This is a genomic window from Caulobacter sp. GW822-FHT07D08 (assembly GCF_058798735.1).
In genome coordinates, this window is sequence record NZ_JBXAKU010000017.1 from 26,001 (window position 1) to 44,332 (window position 18,332).

Consider the following 18,332-nt stretch of genomic DNA (forward strand, 5'->3'; position numbering starts at 1 on the left):
GTGGTCAGCTACCGCCCCACTGCGCCCACAGCTTGGCCTCCGCCGCTTTCGCCGTGACCACCGAGGCGTCCTTGACGTGGCCGTAGCCGCGGATCTGTTGCGGGATCTCGGCGATCATCACCGCCAGCGGCAGGCTCTCCTGGGAGAGGCCGGCGGCCAGGCGGTCGAGGGTCGTCTCGTAGGACGCCATCAGGCCGCGCTCCATCCTGCGCTCCTCGGTGTGGCCGAAGATGTCCAGGGCGCCGCCGCGCAGGCCCTTCATCCTGGCCATCATCGGGAAGGCGACGTCCAGCATCCAGCCGCCGAAGGCGATCTTCTTGGGCTTGCCGTCCGGCCCCTTGGGGGCCAGCAGCGGCGGCGAGAGCCAGACCTTGGCCTTGCCGCCCTTGAAGGTCCCGGCCAGCTCGTCCTTGAAGCGACCATCCGTATACAGACGAGCGACCTCGTACTCGTCCTTGTAGGCCATCAGCTTGTAGAGGTTCACCGCCGCCGCGCGGGTCAGGGCCTCGCCGCCAATGCCGGCTTCGGCGCTGCGGACCTTGGCCACCTTGTCGGCGTAGCGCTGGGCGTAGGCGGCGTTCTGGTAGGCCGTCAGCTCCTTGATGCGGTGGGCGATCAGGTCGTCCAGCGGCATGGTCTCGGGCGTGGCGACCTTGTCTTCCTTGACGGTGATCGAGGCCGGGTCGTGGGCCACGCGGCGGCCCAGTTCGAAGGCCTGCAGGTTGGCCTCGGCGTCGACGCCGTTCAGCTTGATGGCGCGATAGAGGGCGCGGCTGGAGACCGGGATCACCCCGCGCTGCCAGGCAAAGCCGACCATGATCATGTTGGCGTAGATGGCGTCGCCGAACTCGGTCTCGGCCAGGCGCTGGGCCGGGCAGGCGTCGAAGGTGTTGGTCGCGCCCTTCACCCGGCGGGCCATGGCATTGCTGTCGAACTTGACGTCGCGGCTGGTGACGAAGTCGGCGGTCGGGGCGAAGTCGCTGTTGCCGAAGGCGCGCGTGCGGTCCTTGGCGTAGAGCGACAGGCCCTCGGGCGAGGCCGCCACCAGCAGGTCGCAGGCGATCAGCACGTCGGCGCTGGCGGCCGGCACGCGGCCGCCGACGATGGTCTCTTCGGTCTCGCCGATCTTGACATGGCTGAACACCGAGCCGCCCTTTTGGGCCAGGCCCGTCATGTCGACCACGCTGCCAGCGCGGCCGTCGATGTGGGCGGCCATGGCCAGGATCGAGGCCACGGTGGTGACGCCCGTGCCGCCGACGCCGGTGAACAGGATCTTGCGCACGCCGGTCAGCGGCTCGAACTCGGGCAGCGGCGTCGACTCGGCGGTCAGCGCCGCCGGCGTCTTCTTGGACTGGGCGCTCTCGGCCCCTTCCAGGGTGATGAACGAGGGACAGAAGCCCTCGACGCAGCTGTAGTCCTGGTTACAGGACGACTGGTTGATCTTGCGCTTGCGGCCAAACTCGGTGGCCAGGGGCTCGACCGAGACGCAGTTGGACTTCACCGAGCAGTCGCCGCAGCCTTCGCAGACCAGCGGGTTGATGAACACGCGCTTCGTCGCCTTGGGCATGGAGCCGCGCTTGCGACGGCGGCGCTTTTCGGTGGCGCAGGTCTGGTCGTAGAGCAGCACCGTCACGCCAGCCGTGTCGCGCAGCATCTCCTGCACGCGCATCAGGTCCGAACGCGGGAAGACCTCGACGCCCGGCGCAAGATCGGTGACGCCCTCGTAGCGGTTCAGCTCGTCGACGACGATGACGGTCTTGGTCACGCCCTCGGCCGCCAGCTGGCGGGTGATCTGGGCGGGGGTGAAGCCGCTCTCGGCGCGCTGGCCGCCGGTCATGGCGACGGCGTCATTATAGAGCAGCTTGTAGGTGATATTGGCCTTGGCCGCGATCGCGCCGCGAATGGCCAGCGAGCCGGAGTGGTTGTAGGTGCCGTCGCCCAGGTTCTGGAAGACGTGCTTCTCGCTGGTGAATGGCGCCGCGCCGACCCAGGTCAGGCCCTCGCCGCCCATGTGGGTGTTGAGGTCGGTCATCGGGTCATTGAACCCGGCCATGTAGTGGCAGCCGATGCCGGCCAGGGCGCGCGAGCCCTCGGGCAGCTTGGTCGAGGTGTTGTGCGGGCAACCCGAGCAGAAGAACGGCTTGCGGGCCTGGTCGGCGGCCAGGCTGACCGCGGCGACGCCGGCGGCCGAGACACGGTTCAGATAGGCGCGCGCCCGCTCCATGTGCGGGCCGTCCGGCAGGCGGTCGTAGATGGCGAGCGCGATTTCGGCCACCGACAGCGAGCCGAGTTCCGACAGCAGCGGGGCGCCGCGTTCGTCGACCTTGCCGATGATGCGGGGCCGAGCTTGCGCGGGAAGGTCATACAACGCCGCGCGCGCCTGAGGCTCGATCAGGCCGCGCTTGTGCTCGATGACCATCAGGGTCTCGAGGCCGGCGGCGAAGGCGCGCAGACCCAGCGGCTCCAGCGGCCACGGCATGCCGACCTTGTAGATGGATACGCCCAGGTCGGCGGCTTCCTGCAGGGTCATGCCCATGGCCGTGAAGGCCTCCAGCACGTCCTTATAGGCCTGGCCCTGGCAGACGATGCCCAGGCGCGCCTTGCCCACCCGCACGTGCGAGGCGCCCAGCACCACGCGGTCGATGTGGTTGGCGCGGGCGAAGGCCAGGGCGGCCGGGAGCTTGTGGAGCCGCATGCGCCGCTCCTTCTCCATCGGCTGGTCCTTCAGCCGGATGCCCAGACCGCCGGGCGGGAATGGGAAGTCGGGGATGACGGCGTTATGGCGATCCAGCGAGACGTCGATGGTCACGCCCGAGTCCATGGTGTCGGCCAGGGCGATCATGCCCGTCCACAGACCCGAGAACCGCGACAGGGCGATGCCGAGGACGCCGTAGTCCAGCACCTCCTGCACGTCGGCCGGCGACAGCACCGGCATCTCGAAGTCCTGGAAGGCGAATTCCGACTGCGACGGCAGGGTCGAGCTCTTGCAGCCGTGGTCGTCGCCGGCCACCGCCAGCACGCCGCCGGTCGGGAAGGTCCCCGCGAAGTTCGCATGCTTGAAGACGTCGCCGGTGCGGTCGACGCCGGGCGCCTTGCCGTACCACATGCCGAACACGCCATCATAAAGCGCGCCTGGGAACAGGTTGGCCTGCTGGCTGCCCCACACGGCGGTGGCGGCGAGGTCCTCGTTGAGGCCTTCCTGGAAGACCACGTCGTGCGCGGTCAGCAGTTTCTTGATGCGCGCGGCCTGCTGGTCGAGACCGCCCAGCGGCGAGCCGCGATAGCCGGAAAGATAGCCCCCGGTGTTCAGGCCCGCGAGGCGATCAAGACGCTTGCGATCCAGCAGAACCCGCAGCAGCGCCTGAACGCCAGTGATGAAGGCTCGACCATTTTCGAGCACATATTTGTCGTCGAGAGTGACTTCAGAGTGCCGCATGGCAAAAATTTTCCTCCGGGGTCTTCTCGCCCGTAACGCAATATCTTATAGAAGCGCGGAAATTGTTTGCCCAAGGCGTGCCCGACTCAGGCCCCCTTTGCGCAAAATTGGAGCGTCAACGCCCGCTTGGGGGAGGAATTTCTTGTCCGAACAACTCGACGCCGTGGATGCCAAGATCCTCGATCTCATCCAACACGACGCCGGACTGTCCGTCGCGGAGATCGCCGAACGGGTCGGCCTCTCGTCCAGCCCATGCTGGCGCCGGATCAAGCGCCTGGAAGACGCTGGCGTCATCCAGCGTCGCGTCACGATCCTGGACCGCGAGAAGCTGGGTCTGGGCTTCGAAGTCTATTGCACCGTCAAGCTGTCCCTTCCGACCAAGGAAAATCTGGACACGTTCGAACAGGCCGTCGCCAAGTGGGCCGAGGTCGTGCAGTGCGCCACCGTTACTGGCGCGGCTGACTACGAGATGCGCATCGTCACCCGCGACATGCGCGCCTTTGACGAGTTCCTGCGCGAGAAGCTGCTGTCGCTGGGCCTGGTCAGCAACATCGAGAGCCGCATCGTCATCCGCGGCGTCAAGAACTCGACGGCCGTGCCGCTGGGTCTGGTGAGTCCGTACGTCAGCCCGCTGGGCTGATCCTTCACGATGGCGCGTGACGGCCCAGGGGCCGTCCGCGTCGATCTTCCGACACCTTGGGGAGAGGCCAGATGGCCCCATCGAGCGCCGGCGGCGCGTCGACGCGACGCGTGCTGGCCGCCAGCCTGATCGGCACGGCGGTCGAGTTCTACGACTTCTATATCTACGCGACCGCCGCCTCGCTGGTGTTCGGGCCGCTGTTCTTTCCCGCCAGTTCGCCAGCCATGCAGCTCCTGGCCTCCTACGCCAGCCTGAGCGTGGCCTTCATCGCCCGCCCGCTGGGCTCGATCGTATTCGGCCATTTCGGCGACCGCATCGGGCGCAAGTCGACCCTGGTGGCCTCGCTGCTGATCATGGGCGGCTCGACGCTGCTGGTGGCCTTCCTGCCGACCTACGCCACGGCCGGCTGGGTCGCGCCGTTCCTGCTGTGCCTGCTGCGCTTCGGCCAGGGCTTTGGCCTGGGCGGCGAGTGGGGCGGCGCGGCCCTGTTGGCGGTCGAGAACGCCCCGCCCGGCTTCCGCGCGCGCTTCGGCATGTTCCCGCAGCTGGGCGCGCCGGTGGGCTTCATCGCCGCCAATGGCCTGTTCCTGGCTCTGGGCGCCGTCCTGACGCCGGAGCAGTTCCAGAGCTGGGGCTGGCGATTGCCGTTCCTGGGCAGCATCCTTCTGGTCGGGGTCGGCCTGTGGATCCGCCTCAAGCTGACCGAAACCCCCGCCTTCCAGGCCGCCGCCCACGCGGCCCCGCCGCCGCACGTGCCGGTGGCCGAGCTGCTGAAGACCCACGCCCGCGAGACGATCGGCGGCACGTTCGCCGTCGTCGCCTGCTTCGCGCTCTTCTACCTGACCACCGCCTTCTCGCTGGGCTACGGCGTCACGGCCCTCGGCTATGACCGCCAGGTGTTCCTGGGCGTGCTGCTGGTCGCCATCCTGTTCATGGCCGGCGGCATCGTCTGGGCCGGCTATTGGGCCGACAAGACCAGCCCCCGCCGCGTGCTGATGGCCGGCTCGCTGCTGACCATCGCCGCCGGCGCGGCCCTGGCGCCGATGATGGGCTCGGGCTCGCTCTGGACGATCGGCGTCTTTCTGTCCCTGGCCCTGGTGGTCATGGGCCTGGTCTATGGCCCGCTGGGGGCCTGGCTGCCCAGCCTGTTTCCGGCGCGGGTGCGCTATACCGGCTCGTCGATCGCCTTCAATGTCGGCGGGGTGATCGGCGGCGGCATGACCCCGGCCATCGCCCAGGCCCTGGCCACCCACGGCGGGCTGAAGCTGGTCGGCCTGTATCTCGCCGGCGCGGGCGCGATCAGCCTGCTGGCGCTGCTGCCGCTGAAGAAGGCCGCCGACACGCTGTAGGGATCAAAAACGCGAACCTTGCATTGCCGGCTTTGCACAAGACGCGGCGGTCTTGTCCCAGCTAAGCTCCGCGTATTCCTTCCCGGAGCCGACCCATGATCGACCTCGTCATCGAAGCCCGTCGCCACGACATCGGAAACTTCGAGGTTGGCCGCGTGCTGCCCTTCCACGCCAAGCGCATGGTCGGCCCGTTCACCTTCCTGGACCACATGGGGCCGGCCGACTTCGCGCCGGGCTTCTCCAAGAGCGCCGACGTCCGCCCGCATCCGCACATCGGCCTCTCCACCCTGTCGTACCTGTTCCAGGGAGAGATCACCCACCGCGACAGCGTCGGCTCCGAGACCGTGATCAAGCCGGGCGAGGTCAACTGGATGACCGCCGGCTCGGGGATCACCCACTCCGAACGCTTCGAGACCCTGCGCCGCCAGGGCGGCCGCATGGACGGCATGCAGGCCTGGATCGCCCTGCCGAAGGAATATGAAGAGATCGCCCCCAGCTTCAGCCACCACGAAGGCCCGGCCGAGCTGCCGTCCTACGAGAGCGGCGGACTGAAGGCGCGGCTGATCGCCGGCGAGGCGTTCGGCGCCAAGGCCAATGTGCCGGTGTTCTCACCGCTGTTCTACGTCCACTGGGAGCTTGAGCCGGGCACGACCGCGGCCCTGCCGGCCGAATATTCCGAGCGCGCGGCCTATGTCGCCGACGGCCGGGTCGAGGTCGACGGCCGCGAGCTCTCGGCCCTGCGGATGGCCGTCTTCGCGCCGGGCGAGACCGTGGTGTTCAAGGCGCTGGAGCGCTCGACCATCATGCTGCTGGGCGGCGAGCCGATCGGCCCGCGCTTCATGGAGTGGAACTTCGTCTCCTCGTCCAAGGACCGCATCGAGCAGGCCAAGGCCGACTGGAAGGCCGGCCGCATGAAGCTGCCCGACCTGGACCACGACGAGTTCATTCCGTTGCCGGAAGGGCCGCCGAAGACGCCGCAACCGCTCTAGGCAGGCGCCTGTCCTCTCCGCACTGGCGGCGGACGGACGGGTCCTGCGCATAAAGCTTGGGATGACAGTTGAAAGGCGTCGCTAGGGAGGCTCATAACGTCCGCATGATCGACACCGCCTTCACCGACTTTGTCCGCGGCCTGCCCAAGGCCGAGTTGCACATGCACATCGAGGGCAGCCTCGAGCCCGAGCTGATGTTCGAGCTGGCCCAGCGCAACGGGATCACCCTGCCCTTCAAGTCGGTGGACGAAATCCGAGCCGCCTACGCCTTCTCGAACCTGCAGGACTTCCTGGACATCTACTACCAGGGCGCGGGGGTGCTGATCACCGAGGCTGACTTCAAGGACCTGGCCCTAGCCTATTTCAAGCGCCTGGCCGCCGACGGCGGGACCCACGCCGAGATCTTCTTCGACCCCCAGACCCACACCGATCGCGGCATCGCCTTCGACACTGTGATGAAGGGCCTGCTGGCCGGCATGGACGAGGCCGAGAAGACGCTGGGCGTCACCTCCAAGCTGATCCTCTGCTTCCTGCGCCACCTGTCGGAGGAGGCCGCCTTCGAGACCCTGGAACTGGCCAAGCCCTGGCTCGACAAGATCGCCGGCGTCGGCCTCGACAGCTCCGAAGTCGGCCACCCGCCGGCCAAGTTCGCCCGGGTGTTCCAGGCGGCCCGCGACCTGGGCCTCAAGATCGTGGCCCACGCCGGCGAGGAAGGCCCGCCCGAATACGTCTGGGAAGCCATCGACCTGGTGAAGGTCGACCGCATCGACCACGGCAACCGCGCCCTCGAGGACGAGGCCCTGACGGCGCGCCTGATCGCCGATGGAACCACCCTGACGGTCTGCCCGCTGTCGAACCTGAAGCTGTGCGGCGTGCCCAGCCTGGACGTCCATCCCCTCAAGAAGATGCTCTCCCTGGGCCTGAAGGCGACCGTGAACTCCGACGACCCGGCCTATTTCGGCGGCTACCTGCTGGAGAACTACATGGCCACCGCCGACGCGGTCGGTCTTACGCGGGACGAGATCGTCACCCTGGCCAAGAACAGCTTCACCGGCTCTTTCCTGACCGAGGCCGAGAAGGCCCGGCGGGTGGCGCAGGTCGAAGCCTACGCGGCCGCCCACTAGAGTCGTGAGCCCCTTCCCGTGAGCGTCGTCGCCGCCAGCGCCTATGTCGCCGGCCAGGCCGTTCGTCCGGTCAGCCTGGACGATCCGGACAGTCTGCGGCCGCGCGAGGGCGAGTTCGTCTGGATCGGCCTTGTCGAGCCCGACGAGGCCGAACTGCGCGTGCTGCAACAGGCCTTCCACCTCCACCCTCTGGCGATCGAGGACGCGCTCAATGCGCGCCAGACGCCCAAGGTCGATGTCTATGGCGACCAGCTGTTCGTCGTGGCCAAGACCGCCCATCTGGACAATGACCACATCGAATATGGCGAGACCGACTTCTTCGTCGGCCACCGCCACCTGATCACCGTCCGCCACGGCTCGGCCCGCGCCCACACCGAACTGCGGGCCCAGCTGGAAGCCGCGCCGGCCCTGCTGGCCCACGGCGTCGACTACGTGCTGCACGCGGTGCTCGACTTCATCGTCGACGGCTACATGCCGATCGTCGACGCCATCGAGGAAGAGCTGGTCGCGTTCGAGCGGCGGGCGCTGGACGCCTTCCTCAGCCGCGCCGAGATCGCCCGCATCTTCAACCTTCGCCGGGCGCTGATGAAGTTCAAGAAGCTGCTCGGGCCCATGACCCAGGTGGTCAGCGCGCTGGAGCATCACGATCTGCCCTGCATCGACAGCGAGGTGCGGCCCTATTTCCGCGACGTCCGCGATCACATCCAGCGCACCGAGATCCTGGTTGACGGCCTGCGCGAGGTGCTGACCTCGGTGTTCGAAATCTCCAGCCTGCTGGAACAGCAGCGCCAGGGCGCGATCACCCGCCAGCTGGCCGCCTGGGCCGCCATCCTGGCCGTGCCGACGGCCGTGGCCGGCATCTACGGCATGAACTTCGAGCACATGCCCGAGCTGAAGTGGCAGTATGGCTACTACGGCGTGCTGGCCGTGATCGTGGTGGTCTGCGGACTGCTGTACCGGCGATTCCGGAAGACGGGCTGGCTCTAGGCCCCGCAAATCTCCAGGATCTCGTGGTGCCGCGCGGCGTCGATGCCGTCGCGCTGGTCCTGGGCCAGGCGGCTCTTGTCGCCCTCCAGCAGCATCAGGGTCGGGCGCTCGTCGGGGGTCTGGAACTGGATCAGCAGACGGGTGCCCAGCGTCGTGCCGGGATAGGGCGCGAGGCGGTTGGCCAGCTTGGCCGGGTGCGGCGGCTCCTCGCGTCCGTCGGCGTCATAGAGGTCGAGATAACGCTCGAAGACCTCGGCCTCGACCTCGGCCCAGGCGCCCCAGCCGAAATAGTCGTCCGTCCCCTTCAGGGGCACGGGCAGGATGCAGCGGATGAAAACCCGGTCGCCCCACTGGCAGAGGTCGTCATTGTAGCGGGCTTGCGCGTCGCGCTCGTCCTCGGGGATCGCCCAGACCTCGTCGGGCAGGGTGAAGCCCCAATCCAGGGACAGCGGCTCTTGAGACTCTTCGGCCATCGCAACCTTCGGCGTGAATACGCGCCGATAATTAGGCCAAGTCGGCGGCCGCCTCTAGGCCACCGCGTCGCGCAGGGCGTCGCACAGGCGGTCCAGACCCTCGATGTCGAGCCCCGGATCCAGGGTGATGACCACGGTCGAGGCCGCCAGGTGGTCGGCGGTCGGGGTGTCGTCGGCGGCCAGGGCGCGGTCGCGGACCGAGCAGCTGGCGGCGATCCCGGCCGCCTGGAGCTTCCAGGCCACGGCGCCGGCGTCGTCGGTCGGCAGGGACAGGGCGCAGGTCTGCGAGATCCAGCTCATGCCCCAGCCGGGTTGGAAGCCGACGCCGCTGTCCAGCAGCAGGACGCGCAGTTGCTGGGCCGTGCCGCACAGACGCTGGCGCAGGCCCGGCCAGGCGGCTAGGCCGTCGTCGCCGGAGAAGGGCGCGGCGTCGATGGCGTTGATCGGGGTGGCGTCCTCGCAGGCGACGAAGACGCCCGACCCAGCGGGCAGACCCACGAGAACAGGAACCGGCGCGGCGATCACCACGTCGAAGGCGCCGGCGGCGTCGATCAGGATCGGCAGGCCAGTCTCGGCGCGGAAGGCGGCCCAGGCGCGCATGTCGGGAGCGCGGCCGTGGGCGGCGGCGGGAACGATGGCCTCCAGCGGGCCGGGCGCATCGGGCAGGCGCGCGCGCAGGTGGCCGGTGTCGAACATGGCGCTGAACGGGTCGACATCGACCAGCCAGGCCCTGAGTCCCGCGGCGGCGACGCCGGCCAGGGTTTCCGGATCGGCCAGGGCGGAGACGACGCAGACGCCGCCCTCGCGCACGCCCAGGGCCTTCAGCGCCGCGGCGGTGGCCTCGACGCGGTCGGCGAAGGCGCGAACGGCGACGGGACGGGCGAACCGGGCGGCCAGGCGCTGATCGAGGTCCGAGCTGTGTCCGGCGACGCCGAGCGCGGCGGCGACCGCGTCGAAATCGATGGGGCCGCCAGAAGCGCGGATGAACGTCTTCGCTTGAGGAGCGGCGATCTGAGCGGCGGCGGCGGGCTTCGGGAGCATGGCTTTAGAACGCATTCCACGACGAACCGGGCGACCTCCATGGCCGCACCATATGGTTAAGCAACCGTATTCATCGATTCCGCCTGGCCTAATGCGGCGCGCCGTCGCGGCAAAAAGTTCACTGACTAGGCGAAACTTGCCCCGAAGCTTGCCCCGAAGCTTGCCAAGCGTCCCGCAGTTCGCGCTTCAGCACCTTGCCGATATGGCTGCGCGGCAGGCTGTCGACGATCTTCACATCGGCCAGGCGCTGGGTCTTGCCCACCTGGCCGTTGACGAAGGTCTTGATCGCCTCGGCGTCGGCCTCGCCCTTCACCGCCACGAAGGCCACCGGGGTTTCGCCCCAGGCGTCCGACGGCACCCCGACCACCGCCGCCTCGACCACGGCCGGATGCTGGACCAGCACCGCTTCCAGGTCGGACGGATAGATGTTGAAGCCGCCGCTGATGATCATGTCCTTCTTGCGATCCATCAGGGTGAGGAACCCCTCTTCGTCGAAGCGGCCGACATCGCCGGTGCGGATGAAGGTCCAGCCCTCGGGCGAGGTCCAGATCGCCTCGGCGGTCTTGTCCGGGCGGCCGTGATAGCCGCTCATGATCGCGGCCGAGCGGCCGACGATCTCGCCGACCACGCCGGGGCCGACCTGGACGCCGTCCTCGTCGATCAGGCGGATGTCGTGGCCCGGCGCGGGCTGGCCGACCGTGTGCAGCTTGTCCGGATGCTCGTGGGCGATGAGGATGCAGGTGCCGCCACCCTCGGTCATGCCGAAATATTCGACCAGGCCGCCGGGCCAGCGCTGCAGCACCTGGGCCTTCAGTTCGGCGCCGAACGGGGCGCTGGTGCAGAACTTCAGATGCGTCGAGGACAGGTCGTAGCTGTCGAAGTCCGGCCGCTCCATCAGGCGGCGGTACTGCACCGGCACCAGCATGGTGTGAGTCATGCGGTGCTTCTGGGCCAGCTCCAGATATTTGCCGGCGTCGAACTTCTTCATCAGCACGACGGTCCCGCCGCCAGCCAGGGTGGGGAAGAAGCAAACGAGCGTGGTGTTCGAATAGAGCGGGGTCGACAGCACCGCGACCGCGTTCGGCCCGTAGCCAACCGCGTCACCGCGGAAGACGTGCTTCCAGCGCATGCCGTGCGACTGGACGATGCCCTTGGGCGTGCCGGTGGTGCCGCTGGAATAGATGATGTTGAACGGATGCTCGGGCGTGATCGCGACCGGGCGCGGCGTCGCGCCTTCCGGAGCCAGCCAGGCGTCGAAGGCTTCGCCGGCGCCTGAACCGTCCAGGGCGATCTGGCGCACCGGGATCGGCGCGGGCCTCTGCGCTTCGGCGACGCCGGCGTCGAGAAAGAACAGCCTGGCCCCGCAGTCGGCGACCATGCCGGCGATGGCCTCGGGCGTCGAGGACGGCGCGATCGGGGCCACCGCGACGCCGACCCGCAGGCCGCCGAGGAACACCGCCGCGTAGGGGATCGACGACAGGGCGCAGACGGCGATGGCCTCGCCGGGCGCGATCCCGTCACGCTGCAGGGCGGCGGCGACGCGGTCGACCAGGGCGTCGAATTCCGCGTAGGTCACCCCCTCGCCGGTCTCCATGATCACGGCCGGATGGTTGGGGCCTTCCTGGGCGCGCTGGCGAAGGATGTCGCCCATCACGCCGTAGTCGGCGGACATCATGGCGGCGATGGTGGTCATGGGTAACTCCGATAACAGGTCTGCGCAGCCCCCTCCGGCCCTTCGGGCCACCTCCCCCATAAAGGGGGAGGAAGGGCGCGGTTCTCCTCCCCCTTTATGGGGGAGGTGTCGGCGAAGCCGACGGAGGGGGCAGCGCCGCCCTAAGCGTCCTTGAACCCCTTGCCCTCGGCCACCAGCCGCTCCAGCAGGGCCGACGGCTTGAAGTCGTCGCCGTGCTGGGCGTGGAACTCCCGCATCTTGGCCAGGATCTTATCCAGCCCCACCAGCTCGCCCCAGAACATCGGGCCGCCGCGATAGACCGGCCAGCCGTAGCCGTTGATCCAGACGATATCGATGTCGGACGCCCGGATGGCCTTGCCCTCTTCCAGGATCTTCGCGCCCTCGTTGACCATCGGATAGAGGCAGCGCTCCAGGATCTCCTGGTCGCTGATCTCGCGGCGCTGGATCTGGCGCTTCTCGGCGAAGTCGCGGATCACGCCTTCGACCTCGGCCGACGGCTTGGCGTTGCGGTTCTCGTCGTAGTCGTAGAAGCCCTTGCCGTTCTTCTGGCCGCGACGGTCCATCTCGCACAGCACTTCGCGCACGGTCGACGAGCTGGTCTTGGCCGGGTCCCAGCCGATGTCGAGGCCGGCCAGGTCGCTCATCGCGAACGGGCCCATCGGCAGGCCAAAATCGTACAGCACCCGGTCGACGTCCCAGGGCATGGCGCCTTCCAGGATCAGCTTCTGGGCCTCGCGCTGGCGCTGGGCCAGCATGCGGTTGCCGACGAAGCCGTGGCAGTTGCCGACCAGCACCGCGACCTTGCCGATCTTCTTGCCGATCTGCATCGCGGTGGCGATCACCGACTTGTCGGTCTTGGCGCCGCGCACGATTTCCAGCAGGCGCATGACATTGGCCGGCGAGAAGAAGTGCAGGCCGATCACGCTCTCGGGCCGGCTGGTGCTGGCGGCGATCACGTCGATGTCCAGGTACGAGGTGTTCGAGGCCAGGATCGCGCCGGGCTTGGCGATCTTGTCCAGCTTGCCGAAGACCTCCTTCTTGATCTCCATCAGCTCGAACACGGCCTCGATGATCAGGTCGCAGTCGGCCAGGTCCTCGAGGTTCATCGAGGGCGTCAGCAGGCCCATGCGCTTTTCGACGTCGTCCTGGGTCAGGCGGCCCTTCTTGGCGGTGTTCTCATAGTTCTTGCGGATGATCCCGACGCCACGCTCCAGGTTCTCCTGTTTGGCCTCGATGATCGTCACCGGGATGCCGGCGTTGAGGAAGTTCATCGAGATGCCGCCGCCCATGGTGCCGGCGCCGATCACGCCGACCTTCTTGACCGGGATGATGGGGGTGTCGTCCGGCACGTCGGGGATCTTGGCGGCCTGGCGTTCGGCGAAGAACACATAGCGTTGAGCGGCCGATTGCGTGCCGGTCATCAGCTCCATGAACAGCCGGCGCTCTTCCTTCAGGCCCTCGTCGAAGGGCAGGTTCACCGCCGCCTCGATGCACTTGATGTTGTTCTCCGGCGCCATGAAGCCACGGAACTTCTTGGCGTTGGCCTTGCGGAAGTCGGCGAAGATCTCGGGCTTGCCGCGCGCGGCCTCGACCTTGTCGTTCAGCTCGCGGACCTTGTTCAGCGGCCGCCCCTCGGCCAGCACCACGCGGGCGAAGGCGATGGCCCCGTCGCGCAGGGCGCCTTCCTCGACCAGGGAGTCGAACAGGCCCATGGCCAGCGCCGCCTTGGCCGGCACGTGCTGGCCGCTGGTGACCATCTCCAGCGCCTTTTCGACGCCGACGATGCGCGGCAGGCGCTGGGTGCCGCCGGCGCCCGGCAGCAGGCCGATGTTCACTTCCGGCAGGCCGGCCTTGGCCGAGGGCACGGCGACGCGGTAGTGGGCGACCAGCGCCACCTCCAGGCCGCCGCCCAGGGCGGTGCCGTGGATCGCCGCCACGACGGGCTTGGGCGAGTTCTCGATGACCGCCTGGACGTCCTGCAGGCTGGGGCCGGTCATGGCCTTGCCGAACTCGGTGATGTCGGCCCCGGCGATGAAGGTCTTGCCCTCGCAGATCAGCACGATCGCCTGCACGGCCGGATCGGCGATGGCCGCATCGAACGCGCCCTTCAGCCCTTCGCGGACGGCGGCCGACAGCGCGTTGACCGGCGGCGAGTTCAGCGTGACGACGCCGATGTCGCCTTCGACGGAAAGATCGGTGACGGCATTGATCGCGGCCATGGCGTTTCGACCCCTATTTTCGTTTGAACGGTTGTTTGAAGCCAAGCCTGCACGGTCGCGCGAAGATGTCCAGACCTCCGTGACGACACGCGCTTTCGGAGCGCTTCGAGACGGGGCGACGTTGACGAATTTCATCACATACTACAAATTCGAAATCACGGTTTCAGCCGAGATCATCCGTGGGGGTGGGTGCGGCGTCGAGGGGCTGCTCGACGCCGCATTTGCCTGAAATCCAGAGAGAATGATCCGCGCTGGGGAGGGCGTTCGCGGGAAGTCATGGACTTTGGATGCGCCTTGCACGCGTCCTCACAATTCGAAGTCGGTGAATTCCGCGAGCGTGGCGCGTTGCTCGCAATGCGTCGGACTTTGGTAAAAGCGCAACTCGGCGCGGGAGCTGTCTCCCGCGCCGCTTTCTTCCGTGTCAGCCCGCCGCTTCCGTGAAGCTCGAATAGACCAGCGTCCGCAGCTCCCGACGGATCGGATAGGAGGTCGACGGCATCAGCTGGGTCATGAACACTACCGCCAGGTCCTCGACCGGGTCGATCCAGAACGCCGTCGAGGCCATGCCCCCCCAGAAATATTCGCCCAGCGAGCCCAGGTTCTTGGTCCGGGCCTGGTCGATGGTCATGGCGAAGCCGAGGCCGAAGCCCAGGCCTTCGAACACCGCCTCGCTAAACAGCGACTTCGAGACCTGAACCAGCTCCTTGCCGCCCGGCAGGTGGTTCATGGTCATCAGCTTGATGGTCTTGGGGCTGAGCAGGCGCGCGCCGTCCAGCTCGCCGCCATTCAGCAGCATCCGGCAGAAACGCATGTAGTCGTCGGCGGTCGAAATCAGGCCGCCGCCGCCGGACTTCACCGACGGGTCCATGAAGAAGCGGCTCTTCTCCGGATCGTCCTGCAGCACCACCCGGCCCGAAGGCGTCAGGGCGTAGCAGGCGGTGAAGCGGTCGCGCTGGCTCTCCGGCACGAAGAAGCCGGTGTCGACCATCTTCAGCGGATCGAAGATGCGGGTCTTGAGGAAGACGTCGAACGGCATCCCCGAGATCTTCTCGACCAGATAGCCCAGCACGTCGGTCGAGACCGAATAGTTCCACGCCTCGCCCGGCGAGAACTCCAGCGGCACGGTCCCCAGCGCGTCGACGAAGCCCTGCAGGCCGCCCTCGCTGTCGATCCCGTCCAGCTTCAGCTTGCGATAGGCCGCGTCGACATTGGTCCGCTGCTGGAAGCCGTAGGTAAGACCCGAGGTATGCCGCAGCAGGTCGAGCGTCCGCATCGGCTCGCCGGCGCGCTTGGTCTGGAACGCCCCCTCGACCCCGGCGGCGAACACGCCCAGGTCGCGCCAGGCCGGGATGAAGCGGTGAACCGGATCGTCCAGCGACACCAGGCCGTCCTCGACCAGCATCATGAAGGCCACGCTCGTGACCGGCTTGGTCATTGAGTAGATGCGGAACAGACTGTCGGCCTTCAGCGGTTTTCCCCGCTCGACATCGGCGCTGCCCAGCACCGAGGTATAGGCCAGCTGGCCACGCCGCCAGACTTGGGTAAGCGCGCAGGGCAGTTTTCCGGTGTCGATATACTTGGACTGGATGAAGCTATCGATGCGCTTCAATCGCTCGCTCGACAGTCCGACGGCTTCTGGCGTGCTCAAGTTCCTGGTCTCCCCTTGCGACCTGCTCTGGTCGCGCTTGCATACCGTTAGATCGAAATCGAAGACGGGGCTTTTTTCCGCAACGTAAACTTTACCCGATCCTGCGAGTATCGATTGAAAACGAGGAAACGGGGATGGGCAAGGTCTTGGACGCCGAGGCGGCCTCCAGAATTGAAGCCGCGGCCGCGGACTGGTTCTTCCAGAGCAGCCTCGACATGTTCGTTGTCCTGGACGACCGGGTGATCGCCCGCGTCAACCCCGCCTGGGTGCAGCTGACGGGCTGGTCGCCCGACGAATCGGTCGGCCGGCACATGCACGACTTCTTCCACCTGCATGACAGGCTGATCATCGAGGACATCGGGCGGGCGCTGGAGGCGCGCGGCCAGGCGTCCGGCGAGCATCGCCTGGCCCGCAAGGGCGGCGGCTGGCTCTGGGTGCGCTCGAAGTCCAAGGTCCTGGAGGGCGGCGGCCTGATGATCGTCTTCCAGGACTTCAGCGAAGACCGCGCCCGCGAGATCACCCGCCAGCAGGCCGAGCGCTCCAACGAACTGCTGCGCAGCGCCGCCGGCGTCTACGTCTGGCGCTTCAACCCCCGCAAGGGCGTCTATGTCTTCGACCAGGACATCCCCACGCCCAGTTCGCCGCAGGGCGGGGTGCGGATCATGACGGTGGCGGAGATGACGATGTCGATCCACGCCGAGGACCGCGTGCGCGTTTGGGACGCGTTCTCGCGCACCCTGCGCGGCGGCGAGCATGTCGAGATCGACTACCGCTACCTGGATCCGGCGACCAGCAACTGGGCGCACATGCACTGCGCCTGGCGCGGCGTGCGCGGCTCCAGCCCCGACGCCTACGACGTCATCGGCATCAGCCAGAACGTCACCGAACTGGTCGAGGCCCGCGACGCGGCCCTGAGCGCGGCCGAGGCCAAGAGCCAGTTCCTGGCCAATATGAGCCACGAGATCCGCACACCGATGAACGGCGTGCTGGGCGTGCTGCACCTTCTGAAGACCGAGACGCTGACCGACGACGGCCGCCGCCTGCTGAACGAGGCGCTGGGCTGCGGCGAGATGCTGTCGGAGCTCTTGAACGACATCATCGACTTCTCGAAGATCGAGGCCGGCAAGCTCGAGCTGGGGTCCGAGCCGGTCGATCCGGCCGAGTTGCTGGTCGGCGTCGCCGACATGCTGCGACCGCAGGCCGAGGCGAAAGGCCTCTATCTGCGTGTCGAGGCGCCTCCCAAGGGAGACGAGGGCGACCTGGGCTGGGCGGCCACCGACCCGCTGCGCCTGCGTCAGGCCCTGTTCAACCTGCTGGGCAACGCCGTGAAATTCACTCTGGAGGGCGGCGTCGTGGCGCGGCTCTCCGGCAAGCGTACGGATGGAAAGCTCCGCCTGCGCTTCGAGATCACCGACACCGGCGTCGGCATCGACGAAGAGGCCGGCAAGAGCCTTTTCGAGCGCTTCCGTCAGGGTGACGGCTCGACCACCCGCCGCTTCGGCGGTTCGGGCCTGGGCCTGTCGATCTGTCGGCGCCTGGCCGAGATGATGGGCGGCGAGGTCGGGTTCGAGAGCAAGGTCGGCCAAGGCTCGACCTTCTGGCTGCAGGTCGAGGCCGACGCCTGCGCCGCGCCGCATATCGGACATGGAGCGGCCCACGTCGACGAACCCGACACCTCGTTGTTCGACGGCCTGCGCGTGCTGTTGGTCGAGGACAACGCCACCAACCGCCTGATCGCCGGCCGCATGCTGGAGGCGTTGGGCGCCCAGGTGAGCTCCGCCGAGGACGGCGTCCAGGGCGTCGCCGCGGCCCGCGCGGGTTTCGACCTGATCCTGATGGACATCCAGATGCCGGTCATGGACGGGATCGAGGCCACCCAGCGCATCCGCGCGCTGCCCGGCCCCGCGGGGGCCGCGCCGATCCTGGCCATGACGGCCAACGCTCTGTCCCACCAACAGGCCAGCTATCTGGCGGCCGGCATGGACGGGGCGATCGCCAAGCCGCTGTCGCCGCGGGCCCTGACCCAGGCCATCGTCCGGACCCTGGCCGCCAGGCCGTCGGCCGCGCTGGAGGCGTCCTGATCGGGATTGCCGTCGCGGGCGCGATGCGCTTGGTTGCGGGCCAACTTTCCTGGGAGGCGCCGATGGCCCTTTTGATCCTGAGCGTCATCGGCAGCGACCGGCCCGGCTTGACCCAGGCCATAGCCAGCGCGGTGCTGTCGGCCGGCGGCAACTGGCTGGAAAGCCACCTCAGCCAGTTGGGCGGCCTCTATGTCGGCTCCGTGCTGGTGGAAGCCGGCGACGCCGACGCCCTGCGCGCCGCCGTCAGCGCGGTGGACGCTCAAGGCCTCGACGTGCGGATCGCGCCGGCGGTCGAGACGACCGGACCCGAGGGCCAGGCCGTCGCCTTCAGCCTGGTCGGCCAGGACCAGCCCGGTATCGTCCATCAGGTGACGGCCGTGCTCGCTGGCTTGAACGCCAATATCGAGGCCTTCGAAACCCGTATGAGCGTCGAGCCCTACTCCGGCGCGCCGCTGTTCCATCTGGACGCCCGCCTGCGCCTGCCGCCCGCCCTGGACGCCGAGGCGGTCAAGGCGGCGCTGGAGACCATCTCGGCCGAGATCATGGTCGACATCTCGCTGACCCCGGCCGAGTGAACGCCCGACCGGCCAGCGCTTCCGGCCGCCTCGGCTGATCCGTTCTCAACCACCGAGCCATACCGGGCCTCTGTTCA

At 67.9% G+C, this 18,332-nt stretch carries 14 protein-coding genes; 8 read left to right on the forward strand and 6 right to left on the reverse strand.

The features are described from left to right. Positions 1–4 precede the first annotated feature (4 nt). The gene (locus AC1RJ9_RS22975) at positions 5–3,436 is read right to left on the reverse strand and encodes an indolepyruvate ferredoxin oxidoreductase family protein (RefSeq protein WP_492835950.1); all 3,432 of its coding nucleotides are present in this window, start codon (positions 3,434–3,436) and stop codon (positions 5–7) included. Between the two features lie 142 nt (positions 3,437–3,578). Here AC1RJ9_RS22975 and AC1RJ9_RS22980 point away from each other — a divergent pair, with 142 nt between their 5' ends. The 5 genes from AC1RJ9_RS22980 (at position 3,579) to corA (ending at position 8,525) form a co-directional block, all read left to right on the forward strand. Continuing rightward, complete coding sequence (locus tag AC1RJ9_RS22980) at positions 3,579–4,076, forward strand: Lrp/AsnC family transcriptional regulator (RefSeq protein ID WP_125155882.1); 498 nt, start codon at positions 3,579–3,581, stop codon at positions 4,074–4,076. 71 nt (positions 4,077–4,147) lie between these two features. Further along, positions 4,148–5,425: an MFS transporter gene (locus AC1RJ9_RS22985; RefSeq protein ID WP_492835952.1), complete on the forward strand. Its 1,278-nt coding sequence runs from the start codon at positions 4,148–4,150 to the stop codon at positions 5,423–5,425. Between the two features lie 95 nt (positions 5,426–5,520). Further along, positions 5,521–6,414: a pirin family protein gene (locus tag AC1RJ9_RS22990; RefSeq protein WP_492835954.1), complete on the forward strand. Its 894-nt coding sequence runs from the start codon at positions 5,521–5,523 to the stop codon at positions 6,412–6,414. Between the two features lie 104 nt (positions 6,415–6,518). Next, on the forward strand, positions 6,519–7,538 hold the full coding sequence (locus AC1RJ9_RS22995) for an adenosine deaminase (protein ID WP_492835956.1): 1,020 nt from the start codon (positions 6,519–6,521) through the stop codon (positions 7,536–7,538). An 18-nt stretch (positions 7,539–7,556) separates the two neighbouring features. Continuing rightward, positions 7,557–8,525, forward strand: coding sequence for a magnesium/cobalt transporter CorA (gene corA, locus AC1RJ9_RS23000; protein ID WP_492835958.1), 969 nt, complete (start codon positions 7,557–7,559; stop codon positions 8,523–8,525). On the opposite strand, the gene AC1RJ9_RS23005 is transcribed toward corA, so the two are convergent. From AC1RJ9_RS23005 to AC1RJ9_RS23020, 4 genes are all read right to left on the reverse strand, one after another. Then, positions 8,522–8,998 (reverse strand): DUF2199 domain-containing protein, encoded by a 477-nt coding sequence (locus tag AC1RJ9_RS23005; protein ID WP_492835960.1) that lies wholly within the window; start codon positions 8,996–8,998, stop codon positions 8,522–8,524. The genes corA and AC1RJ9_RS23005 overlap by 4 nt on opposite strands. A 54-nt stretch (positions 8,999–9,052) precedes the next feature. After that, on the reverse strand, positions 9,053–10,039 hold the full coding sequence (locus AC1RJ9_RS23010) for a DegT/DnrJ/EryC1/StrS family aminotransferase (RefSeq protein WP_492835962.1): 987 nt from the start codon (positions 10,037–10,039) through the stop codon (positions 9,053–9,055). A gap of 118 nt (positions 10,040–10,157) precedes the next feature. Beyond that, entirely contained in the window at positions 10,158–11,732 is a 1,575-nt protein-coding gene (locus AC1RJ9_RS23015) for a class I adenylate-forming enzyme family protein (protein ID WP_492835964.1), read from the reverse strand. 140 nt (positions 11,733–11,872) lie between these two features. After that, the gene (locus AC1RJ9_RS23020; protein ID WP_492835966.1) at positions 11,873–13,951 is read right to left on the reverse strand and encodes a 3-hydroxyacyl-CoA dehydrogenase NAD-binding domain-containing protein; all 2,079 of its coding nucleotides are present in this window, start codon (positions 13,949–13,951) and stop codon (positions 11,873–11,875) included. On the opposite strand from AC1RJ9_RS23020, the gene AC1RJ9_RS23025 reads away from it, so the two are divergent. Further along, complete coding sequence (locus AC1RJ9_RS23025; RefSeq protein WP_492835968.1) at positions 13,929–14,180, forward strand: hypothetical protein; 252 nt, start codon at positions 13,929–13,931, stop codon at positions 14,178–14,180. The two genes, AC1RJ9_RS23020 and AC1RJ9_RS23025, sit on opposite strands and share 23 nt — an antisense overlap. Before the next feature lie 192 nt (positions 14,181–14,372). Here AC1RJ9_RS23025 and AC1RJ9_RS23030 read toward each other — a convergent pair whose 3' ends face one another. Then, positions 14,373–15,599 carry a serine hydrolase domain-containing protein gene (locus AC1RJ9_RS23030; RefSeq protein WP_492835970.1) on the reverse strand — a complete coding sequence of 409 codons (1,227 nt, stop codon included), beginning with the start codon at positions 15,597–15,599 and terminating at the stop codon, positions 14,373–14,375. Between the two features lie 134 nt (positions 15,600–15,733). Between AC1RJ9_RS23030 and AC1RJ9_RS23035 the strand changes: the two genes are divergently transcribed. Further along, complete coding sequence (locus AC1RJ9_RS23035; RefSeq protein WP_492835972.1) at positions 15,734–17,680, forward strand: hybrid sensor histidine kinase/response regulator; 1,947 nt, start codon at positions 15,734–15,736, stop codon at positions 17,678–17,680. A 62-nt stretch (positions 17,681–17,742) separates the two neighbouring features. Beyond that, positions 17,743–18,255, forward strand: coding sequence for a glycine cleavage system transcriptional repressor (locus AC1RJ9_RS23040; protein ID WP_492835974.1), 513 nt, complete (start codon positions 17,743–17,745; stop codon positions 18,253–18,255). Positions 18,256–18,332: the final 77 nt, after the last annotated feature.